We start from the raw sequence: 16,187 nt of genomic DNA on the forward strand, positions 1-16,187 counted from the left end.
TACAACTTCTCCAATTATTTCATCCATCTTTTTACCCCCTTATTTTATGTAACCTATTTGCATTATAGAAGAAATTGGTAAATGTAAACTATCGAAAAAGGTGACATAAACCTTACAGAATTGTAAGCTCTTTTATCCCTTTACTTATCCCCTTTGAAACTCCAAGTATTTTTAGCAGACATATAGGCCATCATAATATGAAGCAAGTAATAATCTAGTGTCAGGAGGCGTTTAATATGTATTACGTAAAATTAATTAAAGGTCAATCTTTCTACGCTTTTGATCATCGTTTCTTAGTGTCTGAAGAAGAAGAGGTTTCAGAGAAAATTTATAATTACTTACGACGTAATGAATTTTTTGAAGTACGTAAAGAAGAATATTCTGCTTAATTACAAAAAGCATTAAGAAAAATATCATTTAGTTGGGATATATTCTTGATGCTTTTATGTGAATTGCTTCTTTCCAACACTTGTTTTCGACTTTATTAAAATATTCTAGTATTTGTCCAAACTACTCATCCTGTAAGTAAAACTGATGAAACAACTTTTGCAGTCCCATTTTCTCCAAATAAAGCAATTGTACGTACAAACATTTCAAGCTATAGATCAAAACGTTGGCAGTGGAACACACGAATATTCATTAACTGTAGAAAACCTTACTAGTGGTGCAAGCGCAGAAGTTGTTGGCCCACTATCTTTTAGCGTTTTAGCTATTGGACAAGAGCGTAAATGTTGCTAAGTGAATCTAATATTTAATTTTGTACTTGAGAAAAGCGAGGCGTAGTTATACGTTCTTGCTTTTTTATATGTACCTTTACTTTCTATTAGCTTTAATCATAAATTTTTTACGTTTTGATTCACTTATTTCATCAATTAACACATCAAACTTTTGACAAATCAAAAAGATTGAAATCCAATTATGAAACACGTAATATAGACTCTGACTCTAAAAAAGTTCGTATGAAAATAATACATAAATAAGGAGGTTTTATATACGAGTTTTTCATTTTAAAAGACGGAGAGGTTTTATGTTATGTGGCGTAATAAAAACGTTTGGATTGTTCTAATTGGGGAGTTTATTGCAGGTCTAGGATTATGGCTTGGTATTCTTGGTAACCTTGAATTTATGCAAAAATATGTCCCTTCTGATTTCATGAAATCAGTTATATTATTTATCGGACTATTAGCCGGTGTTCTAGTTGGACCTATGGCTGGCCGTGTCATCGATCAGTATGAAAAGAAAAAAGTTCTTCTTTACGCTGGATTTGGTCGAGTTTTAAGTGTTATTTTCATGTTTTTTGCTATTCAATTTGAAAGTATCGCATTTATGATTGCATTTATGGTTGCTCTTCAAATTTCAGCAGCATTTTATTTCCCTGCATTACAATCTGTAATTCCACTCATCGTACGTGAGCATGAGTTATTACAAATGAACGGTGTACATATGAATGTTGGTACAATTGCTCGTATTGCAGGTACTTCACTAGGTGGAATTCTTTTAGTTGTGATGAGTTTACAGTACATGTATGCCTTCTCAATGGCAGCATACGCCTTATTATTCCTCTCGACTTTCTTCCTACAATTCGAAGACAAGAAATCAACAACACCAAGTAAACAAGCTGCAAAAGATAATAGCTTTATGGAAGTATTTCGTATTTTAAAAGGAATTCCTATTGCTTTTACAGCACTTATATTAAGTATCATCCCTCTATTATTTATAGCTGGGTTTAATTTAATGGTTATTAACATTAGCGAAATGCAACATGATCCTACGATTAAAGGGTTCATATATACAATTGAAGGTGTGGCATTTATGTTAGGTGCCTTCGTAATTAAACGTCTATCTGATCATTTCAAACCTGAAAAATTACTATATTTCTTCGCAGTTTGTACTGCTTTTGCACATCTGTCATTGTTCTTTAGCGATATAAAATGGATGGCTCTTACATCATTTGGTTTATTTGGGTTTAGTGTTGGCTGCTTCTTCCCTATTATGTCGACGATTTTCCAAACGAAAGTGGAAAAAAGTTATCACGGTCGCCTCTTCTCATTCCGTAATATGTTTGAGAGGGTTATGTTCCAAATCGTCTTACTTGGCACAGGCTTCTTCTTAGATACAATTGGGTTACAATATATGGTTCTCATCTTCGGAGTCGTTTCATTATTGATTATTTCTATTTCCCTTTCTAAGCAGAAACATTATGAAAAACAGCATTCGCAATCTGCGAATTTATAAAATAAACAAAGAAGTATGGATCTAATATTGAATCCATACTTCTTTGTTTTATAATACGCCTATTTATTACGTTTATTGAAATTACCTAAAGGAGTATCCCCCTTTTATTTCGAATAGATTATAAAAAGTACTCTTTATAAAAGGAGTGGTAAAATGTCTGATGGCATCGAAGTATTTATTATCCTGCTCTTTGCAATTGTTCTGTTTAGCATCCTAAACTTTTTAGCCATTTCCTTATCTGGACATAGTTTAAAAAAAGAATCGTGGCAGGTTTCATATTTTTACTACTGACTCCCATTATCTTTTTGACTATCGCAACATTTGCTTCTATATTCGATAAAGCAGGATTTGGCGCAGGTACGTTAGCCTTTATGATCGCAAGCGTATATATATTAAATGGAATAGTAATTCTGCTTTCCTCTTTATTTATCCTCAAAAAAGACATAACATAGGCTATAGTACTAGCATGAATCTGACTTTACACTAGATTCATGCTTATTTAATTTCTCCTAAATTTTTATATGAAATTAAATAATTCTTTAAAAAAATTTAAACTTTATTTATTATAATATCCCTATCGCATTCGCACGTTTATTCAAATTTAAAAGAAAGGAGCACAAAATGAAAAAGGTTCTACTTACAATTCCTATACTAATTATCCTACTTAGTGGATGCAGCAATAACGATATATACGGTTCTTGGGAAGTCGTTGACAATAAAAAAGGTGAATGTCCTGTATATTATAAATTTGAAACAGTTGTCAAAAAAGAAAATAAAGAGAAAATTGTGCAAAATTTAGTAGAAATGCAAACAACAAAGAATAAAGACGATTTATATAAAGGCTCATTTGTAAAAAATTCTAATGTATATCACATTGATTATGGTAATTCATTTACATCGGACCAAACTTTAAAAGTTGCCGACGGTACATTAAATGTATACTTTTTGACAGCCGAAAAATTATGCACATATAAAAAGAAATGATTACATTTCAGAGGAGACGCAGAAAATATTTTCTGCGTTATTTCACTTTAGAAATCGTCCACAAAAATAGCCCTTGTTTTCGTATTCTTTTTCATTCAAAACATGAGAAATATGCTTAATAAAAACTAGAAAATACCTTAAGTTATATAAAATGAATCATATAATACACATTTCAATTAACACATCTACGCTATTTACATCGATACTTTTCAAAATAGGCTGATCCTTCCTCTAAATTTGTCAATCGTTTTAATTTTCATAAAAAAATGATAAAATATAAACATGTGTTTTCAGAATAATTAAAAATGCAGAATGAAAGCACTGTTTTAGGAGGGGTTTTGATGACTTACACGTTAGCAACTAGAATGAAAGCATTCCAATCTTCTATATTTAGTGAATTAGGAGCCTATAAAAAAGAAAAAATTGCAGCAGGTCATAACATGATTGATTTGAGCATCGGAAATCCTGATATGCCGCCCGCTGATTTTGTAAGAGAAACAATGGTACATACAGCGAGTGAAAAAGAGAGCTACGGGTATACATTATCCGGTATTCAAGAATTTCACGAAGCTGTAACTGAATATTACAACAACACTCATAACGTTTTATTAAATGCGGATAAAGAAGTTTTATTATTAATGGGTTCACAAGACGGGCTCGTTCATTTACCTATGGTTTATGCAAATCCAGGTGATATTATATTAGTTCCTGATCCAGGATATACAGCTTATGAAACAGGTATTCAAATGGCTGGTGCAACATCTTACTACATGCCTTTAACGAAAGAGAATGATTTCTTACCAGACTTAGAAGTTATCCCTGAAGAAATTGCCGATCAAGCGAAGATGATGATTTTAAACTTCCCAGGGAATCCCGTTCCAGCAATAGCTCATGAAGATTTCTTTAAAGAAGTAATCGCATTCGCGAAAAAGCATAATATTATCGTTGTCCATGATTTTGCTTATGCTGAATTTTATTTCGATGGTAATAAGCCAATTAGCTTCCTCTCTGTACCTGGTGCTAAAGAAGTTGGTGTAGAAATCAATTCTTTGTCAAAAAGTTATAGTTTAGCAGGTAGCCGTATTGGATATATGATTGGAAACGAAGAAATTGTTCGTGCACTTACTCAATTTAAATCTAATACCGATTACGGTGTATTTTTACCAATTCAAAAAGCGGCATGTGCTGCACTAAGAAACGGTGCTACGTTTTGTGAGAAAAACCGTGAAATTTATCAAGAACGTAGAGATACACTAATCGATGGATTCCGAACATTTGGCTGGAATGTCGATAAGCCAGCTGGTAGTATGTTTGTCTGGGCTGAAATTCCACAAGGATGGACTTCTCTAGACTTCGCTTATGCATTAATGGATCGTGCAAATGTCGTTGTTACACCTGGTCATGCATTTGGACCTCACGGAGAAGGCTTCGTACGTATTGCACTCGTTCAAAATAAAGAAGTGTTGCAACAAGTTGTTGAAAACATTAGAAATAGCGGCATTTTCGTCCTTGAAAAAGTAAATGAATTAGTTAAAAATTAGTTCCCACTCCCCTGCTTAACTTTAGCAGGGGTATTATTAATTGGAGGTACTTTCATATGCATATTAAAGACACACTTCCCCATCGTTATCCATTTTTAATGATTGATAAAGTAACAAATGCAAAACAAGATGAATTCGTTACAGGATATAAACTCATTACAAATAACGAATGGTTTATAAATGATAGTCAAAAACATATGCCTCATATGTTAATTGTAGAAGCACTTGCTCAGCTTAGTGCATTTGTACATACAAGTGATTCTGGAGGACTAGGATTCCTCTCCTCTTTAGATGGAGTTGAATTCCACGGAAAAGCATATCCCGGTGATAAACTTGATTTACATTATGAGCTAACGCGCAATCGCCGAGGTTTTGTTCTTGGTAAAGGTATTGCAACTGTCAACGACCAGCCTATTGTAACTATAGAAAAACTATTAATATATCAAGCAGATTAAAGTGTTCCTTATATCAGTTGGAAATATCTATTCTCAACCAATTAAGTAAATAGGAAAACATATTACGTAGTTAGGAGCAGGAAAATGGAACGTACTATCGGTATCGATGCTGGAGGCACATTAACGAAAATAGCTTATTTTAACGAAAAAAAGCTATTAACTTTTAAAAAATTTTATTCTCATGAACAACATAAAATAATAGATTGGATTAAAAACAACAATGGCATAAAACAAATATGTATTACGGGTGGTAAATCGAAATTATTACAGCAACTGCTTACAGGTTCATATAAAATAATAGAGCTAAACGAATTTGAATCTACTCTTGCAGGTGTCCAATACATATTAAAAGAAGAAAAACACACTATAAACAATTTTATTTTAACCAATATCGGTACAGGTACTTCTATCCATTATGTTTATAATGAACAATATATTCGCGCTGGTGGAACCGGAGTTGGCGGTGGGACTATTATGGGACTTTCAAAATTGTTAACAAATATAGATCATTTTGAAGATATAATACCTCTAACAAAAGTAGGATCTAGAAAAGAACTAGATATTACGGTTGGAGATATTTATGGTGGTATTCTTTCCCCTATCGATAATAACTTAACTGCTAGCAACTTCGGAAAAGCAGCCATTACAGAATCAAATAATAGTAGCTCCGATATACTAGCTACTGTGCAAGGACTTGTCGGTGAAGTCGTTACTGCATTAAGCCTTCAATTCGCTGAAACAAAAAACATTGAACATATTATTTATATTGGTTCGACTTTATGTAATAACGTACAACTTCAACATATTATTAGTAGCTACACCGAATATCAAAATAAAACACCAATCTTTTTACAAGATGGTGGTAATAGCGGTGCAATTGGTGCATTACTTCATGCTACGAAATAAAAAGCTGACTTTTGTCAGCTTTTTAGAAATGGCACTTCAAATTCAATAATTGATTCCCCGTTCTCTCCAATTCGCTCCACGCTTATTCTATCAATCACACAATTTAACTCCCCATGAAAACTAGGAATCTCCTTCACTACTTCAGCAGCTAATTCGGCACTTTCTTTTCTTCCGACTGTTACATGCGGGATGTACGGAATGTCTTCTTTCAAAAATTGTAATAAAGGTCCTGTATACAGCCTATCATGTAGTTCTTCTATTTGTTTTCTTCCTCCATCAACTTCTAAAAACAAATAGTTTCCTACACTAGTGATACGATTTGCAAACTCAATTTCAATTTTGCCTCCCCCTATTGATACATTAAAAATATGAGATTTTAATTCATCATTTGAAATATTACTCTTAAATGGGAATACGATTGTTATATGCGGTAGAATTAATCCAAATAAAGGATCATGTTTATGTCTAATGTTCTCTATTTTATCGATGGACATGTTGTTTAGAAAAAGTAAAATTGTACGCATTTTTATACTTCCCACTTTCTCGCGAAGTTTTTATATTTATCATATTGAATAGTAGCTTGCACTTCAACAAATTATTTCGCTTACACATAAAAACAAAAAACTTCTCAGATGAGAAGTTTTCATATAGCATGATTATTATTTTCCCGCCAAACTTTCCTAAACTTATACTTTGAACTGTTCCACCACCGGGTAAATGATTAACAATTGCAACCACATCTGAATTATTACCAACGTATGTCCCAGTATATTTCTTAAAATCATCTGAACTAACATCATATATATCTTTTATTCTTTCTCCGTCAGAACAAGCCGCAATGAATAAAAAAATTGTTAGCATAACGATCATGTTATGATGCATATATTTCATTTAGCATCCCCCATTTTTATCGATATTCGTTAATTACAATATTTACTTTCAAATCCCTTTTTAAATATACGCATTTTAATCAAAATTAAAAATTTTCATTTTTTATGTTTACAATTATCCATTAATTGTATATACTTACTAACGTAAGAAAAAAATTCTAAAAGGAGGTCGAAGGAAATGATGAAATTACAATTACATGCATTAACTTTAGCGTTAACTGCACCTGTGTTTTCTGGACAATTAAATATGAATTCGACCACCCTAATGGAGAATTGAAAATCGTACTTTATTTCATTTAATTCATAAATTCGCCACAGGAGGTCGTATACTTTCCTGTGGCTTTTTCACGCCCAGCCATAGGAGAACTGTATCTTCCTGTGGTTTTTTTGCGCGATTTTTTTAGTCTCTTACATTATTTTTCTAAGAAAGGAGCAACATTCAATGACTATTAGCGTATTGTTTTTAAGTATTACGATTCAAAGAAATACAATTTCCAAAGATGAAATTCTTCATAATCAGCAAATTGAAAAAGCTATGAATGATGTTAAGGAGCGCCAAGCACTTTACTGTGATCACCTGTAATTCCTTTTCGAAAGGAGGAATTCATTTATGACTTTTCATATTTTCTTTTTTACGACTGTGCTTCAAAAAAATACTTTATCTGAAACTGAAATCAATCGTAAACAACAGTTAAAACGACTGACTGATAAAATAACTGACATTAAAAGTTCGCACTACACTCAAATGTATTAAAAATATATTTTAAAGGGGTAATATATTCATGAAATTTAAAGCATTCTTTTTAACAATCACCATTCAAAAACGTAAGCTCTCACAGAAAGAGATTTTACGCGAGCAACACATCCAAAACATTATGGACGAAGTAAAAGAGCGCCAATCTTCTTATTACACTCGTCTTTTCTAAATCACTTATAAAGGGGTAATTATCTAATGAAATTTAAAGTATTCTTTTTAACCATTACCATTCAAAAAAATAAATTTTCCGAGTCTGAAATGCTCCATGAGCGACAAATTAATCAGGCTATGGATTCTGTAAAAGAAAGACAAAGTCATTACTGTAGTCACCTTTAATTTCTTATTACACTCGTTTTTTCTAAATCACTTATAAAGGGGCAATTATTTTATGAAATTTAAAGTATTCTTTTTAACCATTACCATTCAAAAAAATAAATTTTCTGAGTCTGAAATGCTTCATGAACGACAAATTAATCAGGCTATGGATTCTGTAAAAGAAAGACAAAGTCATTACTGTAGTCATCTGTAATTCCAATTCGAAAGGAGGAATTCACATATGAAGTTTCACCTTTTCTTTTTAACGATTACGATTCAAAAAGAAACAATATCTCAAAATGAATTAAAACAAGAAAGACAATATAAACAAGTTATTAATGAAATTCGAGATCGTAGAAGCAAATACTACACTCATCTTTAATCGTTTAACTATATAGAATTGAAAGGAGTAGATTATGATGTTAATAGCACGCTGTAAAGAAATGATTTGGATAGTTCAGAGGGATTCCACATAGTTTTATAGAGCTTATATCACACAAGTTCATCACTGAATTTGATATATAAAAAATATATAATAAAATCAAATCAACCCGCTTTTAATTTTTTTTTATAAACAAAAGATACACCACTTAAAAAGAGGTGTATCTTTCTTAGGTTTTACTATTTCCGATTACTTCTCTTCGTCTTAAACAATCTCACTAAGTTCGAAACAACTGTTTTTGTTACTGCATAAACTGGTACTGCTAAAATCATTCCGATGATTCCAGCAAAGTTACCTACCCCTAAAATTAGGATAATAATTGTTAATGGGTGGATGTTTAATTTTGAGCTCATAATACGTGGTGAAATAATATTACTTTCAAACTGTTGTACAATTGTTACGATAATAATTACGTATAAGGCTTGCATCGGAGATACGAACAGTCCTACAATAACAGCTGGTGCTGCTCCGATAAATGGACCTAAGTTAGGAATGATGTTTGTAAATGCTGCTATAATTCCTAAAACAAAAGCGTACGGTAAATCGATAATTAAATAACCGATAAAAGTAAAAGCACCTACAAATATACAAACGAGCGCTTGCCCTTGAATATATGCAGATAATGTTTCGTTCGTTTCCTTAATGATACGAAGCCCATCTTCACGGTAAGACTCTGGTAATAAACTTACCGCTTTTCCTGGAAAGGCATGTCCATCTTTAAACATGTAAAATAAAATGAACGGTACAGTAAATACAACTAACGCAACGTTCGTGATAATACCAAATAAAGCCGTTGCACTCGACGTAATTGTATTTGGTATATCTTTTAAGTATTCAATCGCATTTTTTTCAATTGTTTCAATGGAAACGTAGTTTTGTGTAGATAACCATTCAAACAACCTATGATGTGATAATTCTTGTATGTATACTTTTCCCTCTTTTATGTAGCCTGGCATATTTTTTACTAAGTCCATTAGCTGTTGTGAAATCGTAGGAACAACTACTCCAACGCCAACCGCAGTTAATGTTATGATAAAAAGATATAACAGCAATATCGCTAAATTTCTAGGTACTTTTTTATTCTCCAAAAAGATTAATACAGGATTAAATATGAAGTATAAAAAAAGCGCGATTAAGATTGGGAAAAATAATGTTGATATGAAGATACCAATCGGTTGAAATAAAAATGATATTTTTGTGCAAATAAATATGATTCCTACAACCATTAGCACTTCTAATGTCCAAAAGTGCACTTTTGATTTCAAAAAAATGGCCTCCTTTAAACTAGCACTTCTCTTCATTGTACCAAAATAAGTATGAATTTCACATAATATTTTCCTTTACAATATTCCAAAATACCGATAAATACACTACAATGAGATTACATACAAATTTGCAGGTAAAGGTGATAAAAATGACACAATGCATCATTTGCAGAAAAGATACGAAAGAACTTAGTGAACAATATGTCATTCCAGAAATATTATGTGGATATTATTTCACAAACTCAATTTGTGATACTTGCCATGAACAAATGACAACAAATATTGATCGTCCTTTAATTAGGCATAAATTGAGTCAATTTAAGATTGAACAAATGAAAAGACAAATTGATTCCCCACTCTATACGAATGAGCACGGCGAAGAACTTGCGGCTGCTGAGACTGATGTTGTCGAAGTAAGCGACGAAATTCTTTATTCTAATGCATTAATTATGAAACTATGTAAAAAGCACGATATTTCCTTACATAATGAAATTTGGAAAGAGGAACGTGTAACGAAAGTAGCAAGTTCTATTCAACGTGAATTGCTATTAGATAACCGTAAATATAAAATGAGTATATTAAAAATGGCTTATACATTCGCTGTACAAACAGTTGATGGCTACTTTGAAAATCAAGATGCAATTGATATCTCTACCATTCTCTCAAATGCAGATTTCGTGGAACTAAAAGAAAAAAGCATTGTACGTGATTTAAGCAAAAGTTCTTTATGGAATACGCTAAATACAAGTAGTGAAAATCATTACTTTATTTTACTTAGCGATAAAGACGGTTTGTTTTGCTTCATTCGTTTGTTTGACATCTTTGATGTTGTCGTTCATTTATCAGAAAAAAGATTTGACCTTCCATCACCCATTGTCGGTGTAAATAATGTGAATACACAGAAATTTCATGTCCAAAGTTTAAAACAGTATATGGATGGGCTGTTTAAAGAAAAAGCACCTACTATATAACAAGGACCAGAACATACGGTCTCCTTTCTTGATGAAAAGACACTGTGTTATAATGAGTATGAAAAGAACAATACAATCACATAAACCAATTATAAATTGTATATAAATAAAAAAGACTAGTGTGCGGCTACACACTAGTCCACGTAACTTAGCAGATTGGATTGTTCATTTATCCTATTTGTTTCTTACAAACAAAACAACCCACATTCTATAGGCATAGGTGGGTTGTTATTTTTTGAGCTTGTCTATTAAAACGACGACGAACGTTAACAATGCAACGAGAAACAGTCCACCCTGCAGTAGCAACGCTATTTCACTCACGTATTATCACCCCCCTCCTACTCGGAGAAGTGATAATTGAACAACCAACCGCACCTTAAGTTACCCTTTAATTTTACCATATTTTCTAATAATTTACGATGAAAACCCGCAAGCGAATAACTTGCGGATTTTTTATCCCGTATTAACAGGCAATAAACAAAATGAAGCAATAAATAGATGAAACTTTATTTCTGACTATTTTTTTAATGCATATGCATCAGCAATCATTTCACCAACAATTTTATTTGCTTCTTTCTTCTCGTCTTTCAATAATGGGAATAACAATTCTGCCACTTCATATGCTTCTTCTAAATGTGGATATCCTGATAAAACAAACGTATCAATTCCTAACGATTCATATTCTTTTATTCTTTCTGCTACTGTATGCGGATCGCCTACAAGTGCAGTACCTGCCCCACCTCTTACAAGTCCGATTCCAGCCCATAAATTAGGGCCTATCTCTAACGACTCTCTCGTACCTTTATTTAAATGTGCCATCCGTTTTTGACCAACCGAATCATATCTTGCAAATGTCTTTTGAGCAAGCTCAATTGTTTCATTATCCACATATTGAATTAAACGTTCTGCCTCTTCCCATGCTTCTTCTTCTGTCTCTCTTACAATTACGTGTAATCTAATGCCAAATCGTACTGTACGCCCCTTCTCTTCTGCAAGTTTTCTTACTTCTTCTATTTTCTCTTTCACTTGCTCTGGCGGCTCTCCCCACGTTAAGTATACATCACTATGTTGAGCTGCTACTTCTTTTCCAGCAGTTGATGATCCCCCGAAATATATTGGAGGATAGGGCGTTTGAACTGGTGGGAAGACAACTTTACTATCTGTAACTTTAATATGTTTTCCTTCTAAAGAGATCGTTTCACCCTGCAATGTCGATTTCCAAACTTTTAAAAATTCATCCGCTGCTTCATATCTTTCATCATGCTCAAGATATAATCCATCTCCTTGTAGTTCAACTGGATCTCCTCCAGCTACTACATTGATAAGTAGTCTCCCATCTGAAATTCTATCAAATGTAGATGCCATCCTCGCTGCAACTGTAGGTGACATTAGTCCTGGTCTCACTGCTACTAAAAATTTTAGTTTTTCTGTTTCAGCAGCAAGAGCTGAAGCTAACACCCAAGGGTCTTCACATCCTTGACCAGTTGGAAGTAAAACACCCGTATATCCTAAATAATCAGCTGCCGCAGCAACTTGCTTATAATAACCATATTCAGCTGCTCTTCCTCGTTTTGTCGTTCCTAAATATCGACCATCTCCATAAGCCGGAATAAACCATAATAATTCCATACCTTTACACACCCCTTATTTATTTTGAGTCGTATACTAACACATTCTATATAAATTACCCCTAATAATTTATATGTTAATCCCCTGTCTCACCTTTAAAGTTATCTCGCCATCTTAAAAACTTCACTTCTAGTAAACGTACTAGAGAGTCAGAAAACTTCCCAACAAATGCAAATATAATTATGCCGACAAATACGATATCTGTATTTGAAAATTGCCTTGCATCCATAATCATATAGCCAATACCTTCTGTAGACCCCATAAGTTCTGCTACTACTAAACTCACCCATGCAACACCTAACGATAACCTTGCTCCTAGTAAAAGGTTAGGCAATGCAGCTGGTAAAATTAGTTTCGTGATTAATTTTCTTTTACTAAACTCTAACACTCTCGCAACATCAAATAACTTTGAATCCACACCTCTAATACCTAAAAATGCGTTTACGTATAAAGGAAAAAATGCACCATCTGCAATTAATAACACTTTAGCTGTTTCACCAAAACCGAACCATAATACGAAAAGCGGTGCAACAGCTAAATGAGGTACAGTTCTTAACATTTGCATAGATGGATCTAAATATTGCTCACTTCTCGTTGAAAATCCAACAATCGTTCCTAAAATGATTCCTAAGCCTCCGCCAATAAAGAAACCAGCCGCAGCCCTAAATACACTAATACTTAAATGGCCGAATAACTCTCCTGTTTTAATAAGATCTTGGAAAGCTAGAAAAATATCTAATGGTGTTGGTAAGACTGTTTTAGAAACAAGACCGAATACGCCAGCCAACTGCCAAATTATTAATATAATAACCGGTATAGTAATCGCCCTTACTAAAATTTTTACATTTAACTTTCGCACCTTCTTGACGCTGTTTTTCTCAATCGTTATACTCGCTGGTTTCATAACAGCTTTCGTATTTTCCACTTTACAAAACCTCTTTTCACTTCGCTTTCAATGCTTTTTCTACGAAAGAATTATCTACAACTTTTTCCGTCTTAAGTTCTTTCTTTATAGAACCGAGCTTATATTGAAAATCCGCTGTCTTTTGTTGTTCTGCTATTATTTCCTTCGTTACCGGAACTAAAATTGGTTTGTCGTGATTAAACACTTCTTTTACGATCTCCGCATCTATCTTTTTTACAGAAGTATATACTTTTATTGCTTCATCTAAGTTAGCATCTTGCCATACACGTGCTTTCTCATAAACTTTGAGGAATTTCTCAACTAATTCTGGATGTTCTTTCGCAAATTTTGTTCTCGTAATTAAAAATTCTGGTGAAGAGACATTTAATGTTTCACCGTCTGCAATCACTTTCGCACCTTTATTTAATGTATGTAATGATATGAAAGGGTCCCAAATCGCCCATGCATCTACTGATCCTGATTCAAATGCAGGCTGCGCTTCGTCTGGTTGTAATTGAATGACATTTACATCTTTTGCATCGATACCTTCTTTATCGAGTGCTCGATATAATAAATTAAAGGCACTACTTCCTTTTGCTACTGCAATTTTTTTACCTTTTAACTCTTTTACACTCGTAATCTTGCTATCTTTTTGAACGAGAATTCCAGTTCCTTTTCTCGCATAACTTGTATTGGCGATTTCGGTAAATCCAATACCTGCTGCTTGCGCTGAAATGACTGGAGAATTCCCTACTTCACCAAAGTCTAATCGGTTTGATGCAATTGCTTCAAAATAAGGAGGTCCACTTTGGAACTCTGTCCATTTCACTTTAACTCCTTCTTTTTTAAACTCCTCTTCAAACCACCCCTTTTTCTTTGCTAGTAATAGCGGGCTTAATCCTTGCTGTATACCAATTTGTATTGTTACATCTTCTTTCTTACTACTTACTGTACTTTTTTCACATCCTAATAAACATACTGATATAGCTAAAGCAAAAGAAAGAACTTTAAATTTTTTATACATATAAAATCACCCTTTTCCTATATACTTGTTTGAATCAATCCTCCATATTCAAACTGCTGTAATACTTTCGTTCGAAGTTGTTGGAATAATTGAGAAGTTTTATTTCGCGGATAAGGCAAATTATTTTCAATTACTTTATGTATTTTTCCAGGCTTTGTACTCATAATGATGATTCGGTTTGAAAGATATATCGCTTCGTCTATATCATGTGTAACGAATATCATTGTTGTTTTCTTCTGCTCCCAAATATTTAGCAATACTTCTTGTAAATGACTTCGAGTAAAAGCATCCAGCGCTCCAAAAGGTTCATCAAGTAATAATATATTGGGATCTCTTAATAACGCTCTTGCTATCGCAACACGTTGTGACATCCCGCCTGAAATTTCTTTCGGATACGATTTTTCAAAGCCATCTAACCGAACGATTTCAACCCATTCTCTCACCTTATCTTTCACATACTTATCTTTTAACGACAAATCTGCCGCTATATTTTCTTCAACTGTTAACCATGGAAAAAGCCTATGTTCTTGAAAAATAAAACCTTGTTTCTTGCTGGTTTTTAAAATAGGCTCCCCGTCAATAACAACTTCACCTTCAAAATCATTATCTAGACCTGCAACAATTTTTAGTAATGTACTTTTTCCACACCCACTCGGACCGATTACTGTAACAAAATCCCCTTTCTCTAATTGAACATTAATATTCTCTAATACTTGAACAATACCAGTTTGTTTCAAAAAACATTTTGATACCCCATCAATTGAAACAGTCATTTCTTCCCCTCCTTAAAATGATTCATATAAATGAACAGATTCAGTATTTGTGCAATAAAAAAACCAAAGGCATTTTATCTGTTGATAAAATGCCTTTGGTTTCTCCAATCAGCAATATGTTATGGAATTAAGTACATATTATACAAATATTTCCGATAAGTCAACTAGGTTTTATTAAAACATACATATGATTTGTTTGAACATTTTACTTTTTTTTTATTTAAACGGTATCGTTTACTTACTATTTTTTATGATCTTTAATCCACTGTAACCAATAAGAAAACTCACACGCTAAATGCATTTGATGGGATTTAATAACTAAGCGACGAAATTTCTACAAAAAAAGAGTAATTTCAAGAAATATGCTACTAACCTTAGATTTATCAAAAAAGTTAGATCGTATAACTTAAGACTACTCATTCCTATTCAAAATATTTATGTAATTTAATTTTATTTCCTCTGCACCCTGGCTGTCTCCAAAACTATTGATGGAAGCTCTTTTTGAATGATTTCTTTTAATCCATAAAGAGCTTTCTTCACATAACCACCTTCGAAATTTCCTAATGGTTCTGGTACTTCATCCTCATCCAATATGAAGTATTCTCCATTTGGAAGTACCATAATATCGATGATTAAATCTTCAAAGGAAACCACTTCATCTTTTATTTGTGTGTTTTTTACGATATTAAAATATGAACCTAAATACTTTCCTTTTATATCTCTCCATACGTATAAATTGTACGGACGATCTTTCCAGTAATATGCGATTGTATAACTCCCTTTTGGGATTGTTAACTTAGTATCATTTGCAGTCATTGTAAATGAATACTGCACCTCGCGAAACAAAACGATACTTTGTGATTGTTTTTCAAGTAATAAGCAATTGTGATCTACTATTGTTGAGTTATACCGGATTTTTCTTTCTATAATTTCAATTTTCGATGTAAGTAACTTATTCATTATTTTGTTTCCCCTTATGCTAGTTCTATCCTCAATTATATCCATTTATGTAGTGATAAAGAAGTATATAGTTTTTTATATAATGATTTATACAAGTACATAATAAAAACTCCTTCTTATTTAGAAAGAGTTTTTC

Annotated in this window: 22 protein-coding genes and 2 pseudogenes; 15 read left to right on the plus strand and 9 right to left on the minus strand. The window is 32.8% G+C overall.

Annotated elements, in window-relative coordinates:
* Window positions 1-236: 236 nt before the first annotated feature.
* From F3I02_RS22310 to coaW, 8 genes and pseudogenes are all read left to right on the plus strand, one after another.
* Window positions 237-389 carry a YqbF domain-containing protein gene (locus tag F3I02_RS22310; RefSeq protein ID WP_000291905.1) on the plus strand — a complete coding sequence of 51 codons (153 nt, stop codon included), beginning with the start codon at window positions 237-239 and terminating at the stop codon, window positions 387-389.
* A gap of 181 nt (window positions 390-570) precedes the next feature.
* Window positions 571-738: pseudogene (gene exsC, locus F3I02_RS22315) on the plus strand (exosporium protein ExsC); the annotation flags it as partial.
* A 294-nt stretch (window positions 739-1,032) separates the two neighbouring features.
* On the plus strand, window positions 1,033-2,235 hold the full coding sequence (locus tag F3I02_RS22320) for an MFS transporter (protein WP_000269261.1): 1,203 nt from the start codon (window positions 1,033-1,035) through the stop codon (window positions 2,233-2,235).
* Between the two features lie 153 nt (window positions 2,236-2,388).
* Window positions 2,389-2,687, plus strand: a pseudogene (locus tag F3I02_RS22325) (hypothetical protein).
* A gap of 169 nt (window positions 2,688-2,856) precedes the next feature.
* A complete protein-coding gene (locus tag F3I02_RS22330) occupies window positions 2,857-3,219 on the plus strand; it encodes a hypothetical protein (RefSeq protein WP_000757018.1) in 363 nt (120 codons plus the stop codon).
* Between the two features lie 341 nt (window positions 3,220-3,560).
* Complete coding sequence (locus F3I02_RS22335) at window positions 3,561-4,760, plus strand: LL-diaminopimelate aminotransferase (protein ID WP_000222707.1); 1,200 nt, start codon at window positions 3,561-3,563, stop codon at window positions 4,758-4,760.
* A 56-nt stretch (window positions 4,761-4,816) separates the two neighbouring features.
* Window positions 4,817-5,215, plus strand: coding sequence for a 3-hydroxyacyl-ACP dehydratase FabZ family protein (locus F3I02_RS22340; RefSeq protein WP_196478452.1), 399 nt, complete (start codon window positions 4,817-4,819; stop codon window positions 5,213-5,215).
* 84 nt (window positions 5,216-5,299) lie between these two features.
* Window positions 5,300-6,121: a type II pantothenate kinase gene (gene coaW / locus F3I02_RS22345; protein ID WP_000442497.1), complete on the plus strand. Its 822-nt coding sequence runs from the start codon at window positions 5,300-5,302 to the stop codon at window positions 6,119-6,121.
* A gap of 14 nt (window positions 6,122-6,135) precedes the next feature.
* On the opposite strand, the gene F3I02_RS22350 is transcribed toward coaW, so the two are convergent.
* On the minus strand, window positions 6,136-6,645 hold the full coding sequence (locus F3I02_RS22350) for a 2'-5' RNA ligase family protein (protein ID WP_001259202.1): 510 nt from the start codon (window positions 6,643-6,645) through the stop codon (window positions 6,136-6,138).
* Window positions 6,602-7,012, minus strand: a complete 411-nt coding sequence (locus F3I02_RS35165; RefSeq protein WP_196478453.1) for a DUF4825 domain-containing protein — start codon at window positions 7,010-7,012, stop codon at window positions 6,602-6,604. The genes F3I02_RS22350 and F3I02_RS35165 overlap by 44 nt, the downstream gene beginning before the upstream one ends.
* Before the next feature lie 441 nt (window positions 7,013-7,453).
* Between F3I02_RS35165 and F3I02_RS22360 the strand changes: the two genes are divergently transcribed.
* Genes F3I02_RS22360 through F3I02_RS22385 form a run of 6 tightly spaced genes read left to right on the plus strand, consistent with a single transcriptional unit; the run spans window position 7,454 to window position 8,465 of the window.
* Window positions 7,454-7,594: a YrzI family small protein gene (locus F3I02_RS22360; protein ID WP_000156196.1), complete on the plus strand. Its 141-nt coding sequence runs from the start codon at window positions 7,454-7,456 to the stop codon at window positions 7,592-7,594.
* Between the two features lie 27 nt (window positions 7,595-7,621).
* Window positions 7,622-7,765: a YrzI family small protein gene (locus F3I02_RS22365; RefSeq protein ID WP_000142730.1), complete on the plus strand. Its 144-nt coding sequence runs from the start codon at window positions 7,622-7,624 to the stop codon at window positions 7,763-7,765.
* Window positions 7,766-7,793: 28 nt separating this feature from the next.
* The gene (locus F3I02_RS22370; protein WP_000668963.1) at window positions 7,794-7,937 is read left to right on the plus strand and encodes a YrzI family small protein; all 144 of its coding nucleotides are present in this window, start codon (window positions 7,794-7,796) and stop codon (window positions 7,935-7,937) included.
* A gap of 26 nt (window positions 7,938-7,963) precedes the next feature.
* Window positions 7,964-8,104, plus strand: a complete 141-nt coding sequence (locus F3I02_RS22375; protein ID WP_000669805.1) for a YrzI family small protein — start codon at window positions 7,964-7,966, stop codon at window positions 8,102-8,104.
* 52 nt (window positions 8,105-8,156) lie between these two features.
* Window positions 8,157-8,297, plus strand: a complete 141-nt coding sequence (locus tag F3I02_RS22380) for a YrzI family small protein (RefSeq protein ID WP_000669805.1) — start codon at window positions 8,157-8,159, stop codon at window positions 8,295-8,297.
* A gap of 27 nt (window positions 8,298-8,324) precedes the next feature.
* Window positions 8,325-8,465 carry a YrzI family small protein gene (locus F3I02_RS22385; protein ID WP_000668498.1) on the plus strand — a complete coding sequence of 47 codons (141 nt, stop codon included), beginning with the start codon at window positions 8,325-8,327 and terminating at the stop codon, window positions 8,463-8,465.
* A gap of 239 nt (window positions 8,466-8,704) precedes the next feature.
* Here F3I02_RS22385 and F3I02_RS22390 read toward each other — a convergent pair whose 3' ends face one another.
* Complete coding sequence (locus F3I02_RS22390; protein WP_196478454.1) at window positions 8,705-9,790, minus strand: AI-2E family transporter; 1,086 nt, start codon at window positions 9,788-9,790, stop codon at window positions 8,705-8,707.
* 149 nt (window positions 9,791-9,939) lie between these two features.
* Between F3I02_RS22390 and F3I02_RS22395 the strand changes: the two genes are divergently transcribed.
* Window positions 9,940-10,761 (plus strand): HNH endonuclease, encoded by an 822-nt coding sequence (locus tag F3I02_RS22395; protein ID WP_000189712.1) that lies wholly within the window; start codon window positions 9,940-9,942, stop codon window positions 10,759-10,761.
* A gap of 228 nt (window positions 10,762-10,989) precedes the next feature.
* Here F3I02_RS22395 and F3I02_RS34125 read toward each other — a convergent pair whose 3' ends face one another.
* The 6 genes from F3I02_RS34125 to F3I02_RS22420 form a co-directional block, all read right to left on the minus strand.
* Window positions 10,990-11,082, minus strand: a complete 93-nt coding sequence (locus tag F3I02_RS34125) for a putative holin-like toxin (protein ID WP_001289320.1) — start codon at window positions 11,080-11,082, stop codon at window positions 10,990-10,992.
* Between the two features lie 195 nt (window positions 11,083-11,277).
* Entirely contained in the window at window positions 11,278-12,390 is a 1,113-nt protein-coding gene (gene ssuD / locus F3I02_RS22400; RefSeq protein ID WP_196478455.1) for an FMNH2-dependent alkanesulfonate monooxygenase, read from the minus strand.
* Window positions 12,391-12,466: 76 nt separating this feature from the next.
* The gene (locus tag F3I02_RS22405) at window positions 12,467-13,315 is read right to left on the minus strand and encodes an ABC transporter permease (protein ID WP_196478456.1); all 849 of its coding nucleotides are present in this window, start codon (window positions 13,313-13,315) and stop codon (window positions 12,467-12,469) included.
* Window positions 13,316-13,331: 16 nt separating this feature from the next.
* Window positions 13,332-14,318, minus strand: a complete 987-nt coding sequence (locus F3I02_RS22410) for an aliphatic sulfonate ABC transporter substrate-binding protein (protein ID WP_089148735.1) — start codon at window positions 14,316-14,318, stop codon at window positions 13,332-13,334.
* Window positions 14,319-14,335: 17 nt separating this feature from the next.
* Window positions 14,336-15,091, minus strand: a complete 756-nt coding sequence (locus F3I02_RS22415; RefSeq protein WP_196478457.1) for an ABC transporter ATP-binding protein — start codon at window positions 15,089-15,091, stop codon at window positions 14,336-14,338.
* Window positions 15,092-15,541: 450 nt separating this feature from the next.
* Window positions 15,542-16,051 (minus strand): ribonuclease FAU-1 family protein, encoded by a 510-nt coding sequence (locus tag F3I02_RS22420; RefSeq protein ID WP_196478458.1) that lies wholly within the window; start codon window positions 16,049-16,051, stop codon window positions 15,542-15,544.
* Window positions 16,052-16,187 lie beyond the last annotated feature (136 nt).

This window comes from Bacillus sp. SRB3LM (assembly GCF_015712745.1).
Lineage (GTDB): Bacteria > Bacillota > Bacilli > Bacillales > Bacillaceae_G > Bacillus_A > Bacillus_A thuringiensis_K.

Excerpts from the sequence above, each read along its gene's own strand:
- F3I02_RS22310 (WP_000291905.1), top strand. The coding sequence starts at position 237 with ATGTATTACGTAAAATTAATTAAAGGTCAATCTTTCTACGCTTTTGAT.
- F3I02_RS22320 (WP_000269261.1), top strand. The coding sequence starts at position 1,033 with ATGTGGCGTAATAAAAACGTTTGGATTGTTCTAATTGGGGAGTTTATT.
- F3I02_RS22330 (WP_000757018.1), top strand. The coding sequence starts at position 2,857 with ATGAAAAAGGTTCTACTTACAATTCCTATACTAATTATCCTACTTAGT.
- F3I02_RS22335 (WP_000222707.1), top strand. The coding sequence starts at position 3,561 with ATGACTTACACGTTAGCAACTAGAATGAAAGCATTCCAATCTTCTATA.
- F3I02_RS22340 (WP_196478452.1), top strand. The coding sequence starts at position 4,817 with ATGCATATTAAAGACACACTTCCCCATCGTTATCCATTTTTAATGATT.
- coaW (WP_000442497.1), top strand. The coding sequence starts at position 5,300 with ATGGAACGTACTATCGGTATCGATGCTGGAGGCACATTAACGAAAATA.
- F3I02_RS22350 (WP_001259202.1), bottom strand. The coding sequence starts at position 6,645 with ATGCGTACAATTTTACTTTTTCTAAACAACATGTCCATCGATAAAATA.
- F3I02_RS35165 (WP_196478453.1), bottom strand. The coding sequence starts at position 7,012 with ATGAAATATATGCATCATAACATGATCGTTATGCTAACAATTTTTTTA.
- F3I02_RS22360 (WP_000156196.1), top strand. The coding sequence starts at position 7,454 with ATGACTATTAGCGTATTGTTTTTAAGTATTACGATTCAAAGAAATACA.
- F3I02_RS22365 (WP_000142730.1), top strand. The coding sequence starts at position 7,622 with ATGACTTTTCATATTTTCTTTTTTACGACTGTGCTTCAAAAAAATACT.
- F3I02_RS22370 (WP_000668963.1), top strand. The coding sequence starts at position 7,794 with ATGAAATTTAAAGCATTCTTTTTAACAATCACCATTCAAAAACGTAAG.
- F3I02_RS22375 (WP_000669805.1), top strand. The coding sequence starts at position 7,964 with ATGAAATTTAAAGTATTCTTTTTAACCATTACCATTCAAAAAAATAAA.
- F3I02_RS22380 (WP_000669805.1), top strand. The coding sequence starts at position 8,157 with ATGAAATTTAAAGTATTCTTTTTAACCATTACCATTCAAAAAAATAAA.
- F3I02_RS22385 (WP_000668498.1), top strand. The coding sequence starts at position 8,325 with ATGAAGTTTCACCTTTTCTTTTTAACGATTACGATTCAAAAAGAAACA.
- F3I02_RS22395 (WP_000189712.1), top strand. The coding sequence starts at position 9,940 with ATGACACAATGCATCATTTGCAGAAAAGATACGAAAGAACTTAGTGAA.
- ssuD (WP_196478455.1), bottom strand. The coding sequence starts at position 12,390 with ATGGAATTATTATGGTTTATTCCGGCTTATGGAGATGGTCGATATTTA.
- F3I02_RS22410 (WP_089148735.1), bottom strand. The coding sequence starts at position 14,318 with ATGTATAAAAAATTTAAAGTTCTTTCTTTTGCTTTAGCTATATCAGTA.
- F3I02_RS22415 (WP_196478457.1), bottom strand. The coding sequence starts at position 15,091 with ATGACTGTTTCAATTGATGGGGTATCAAAATGTTTTTTGAAACAAACT.
- F3I02_RS22420 (WP_196478458.1), bottom strand. The coding sequence starts at position 16,051 with ATGAATAAGTTACTTACATCGAAAATTGAAATTATAGAAAGAAAAATC.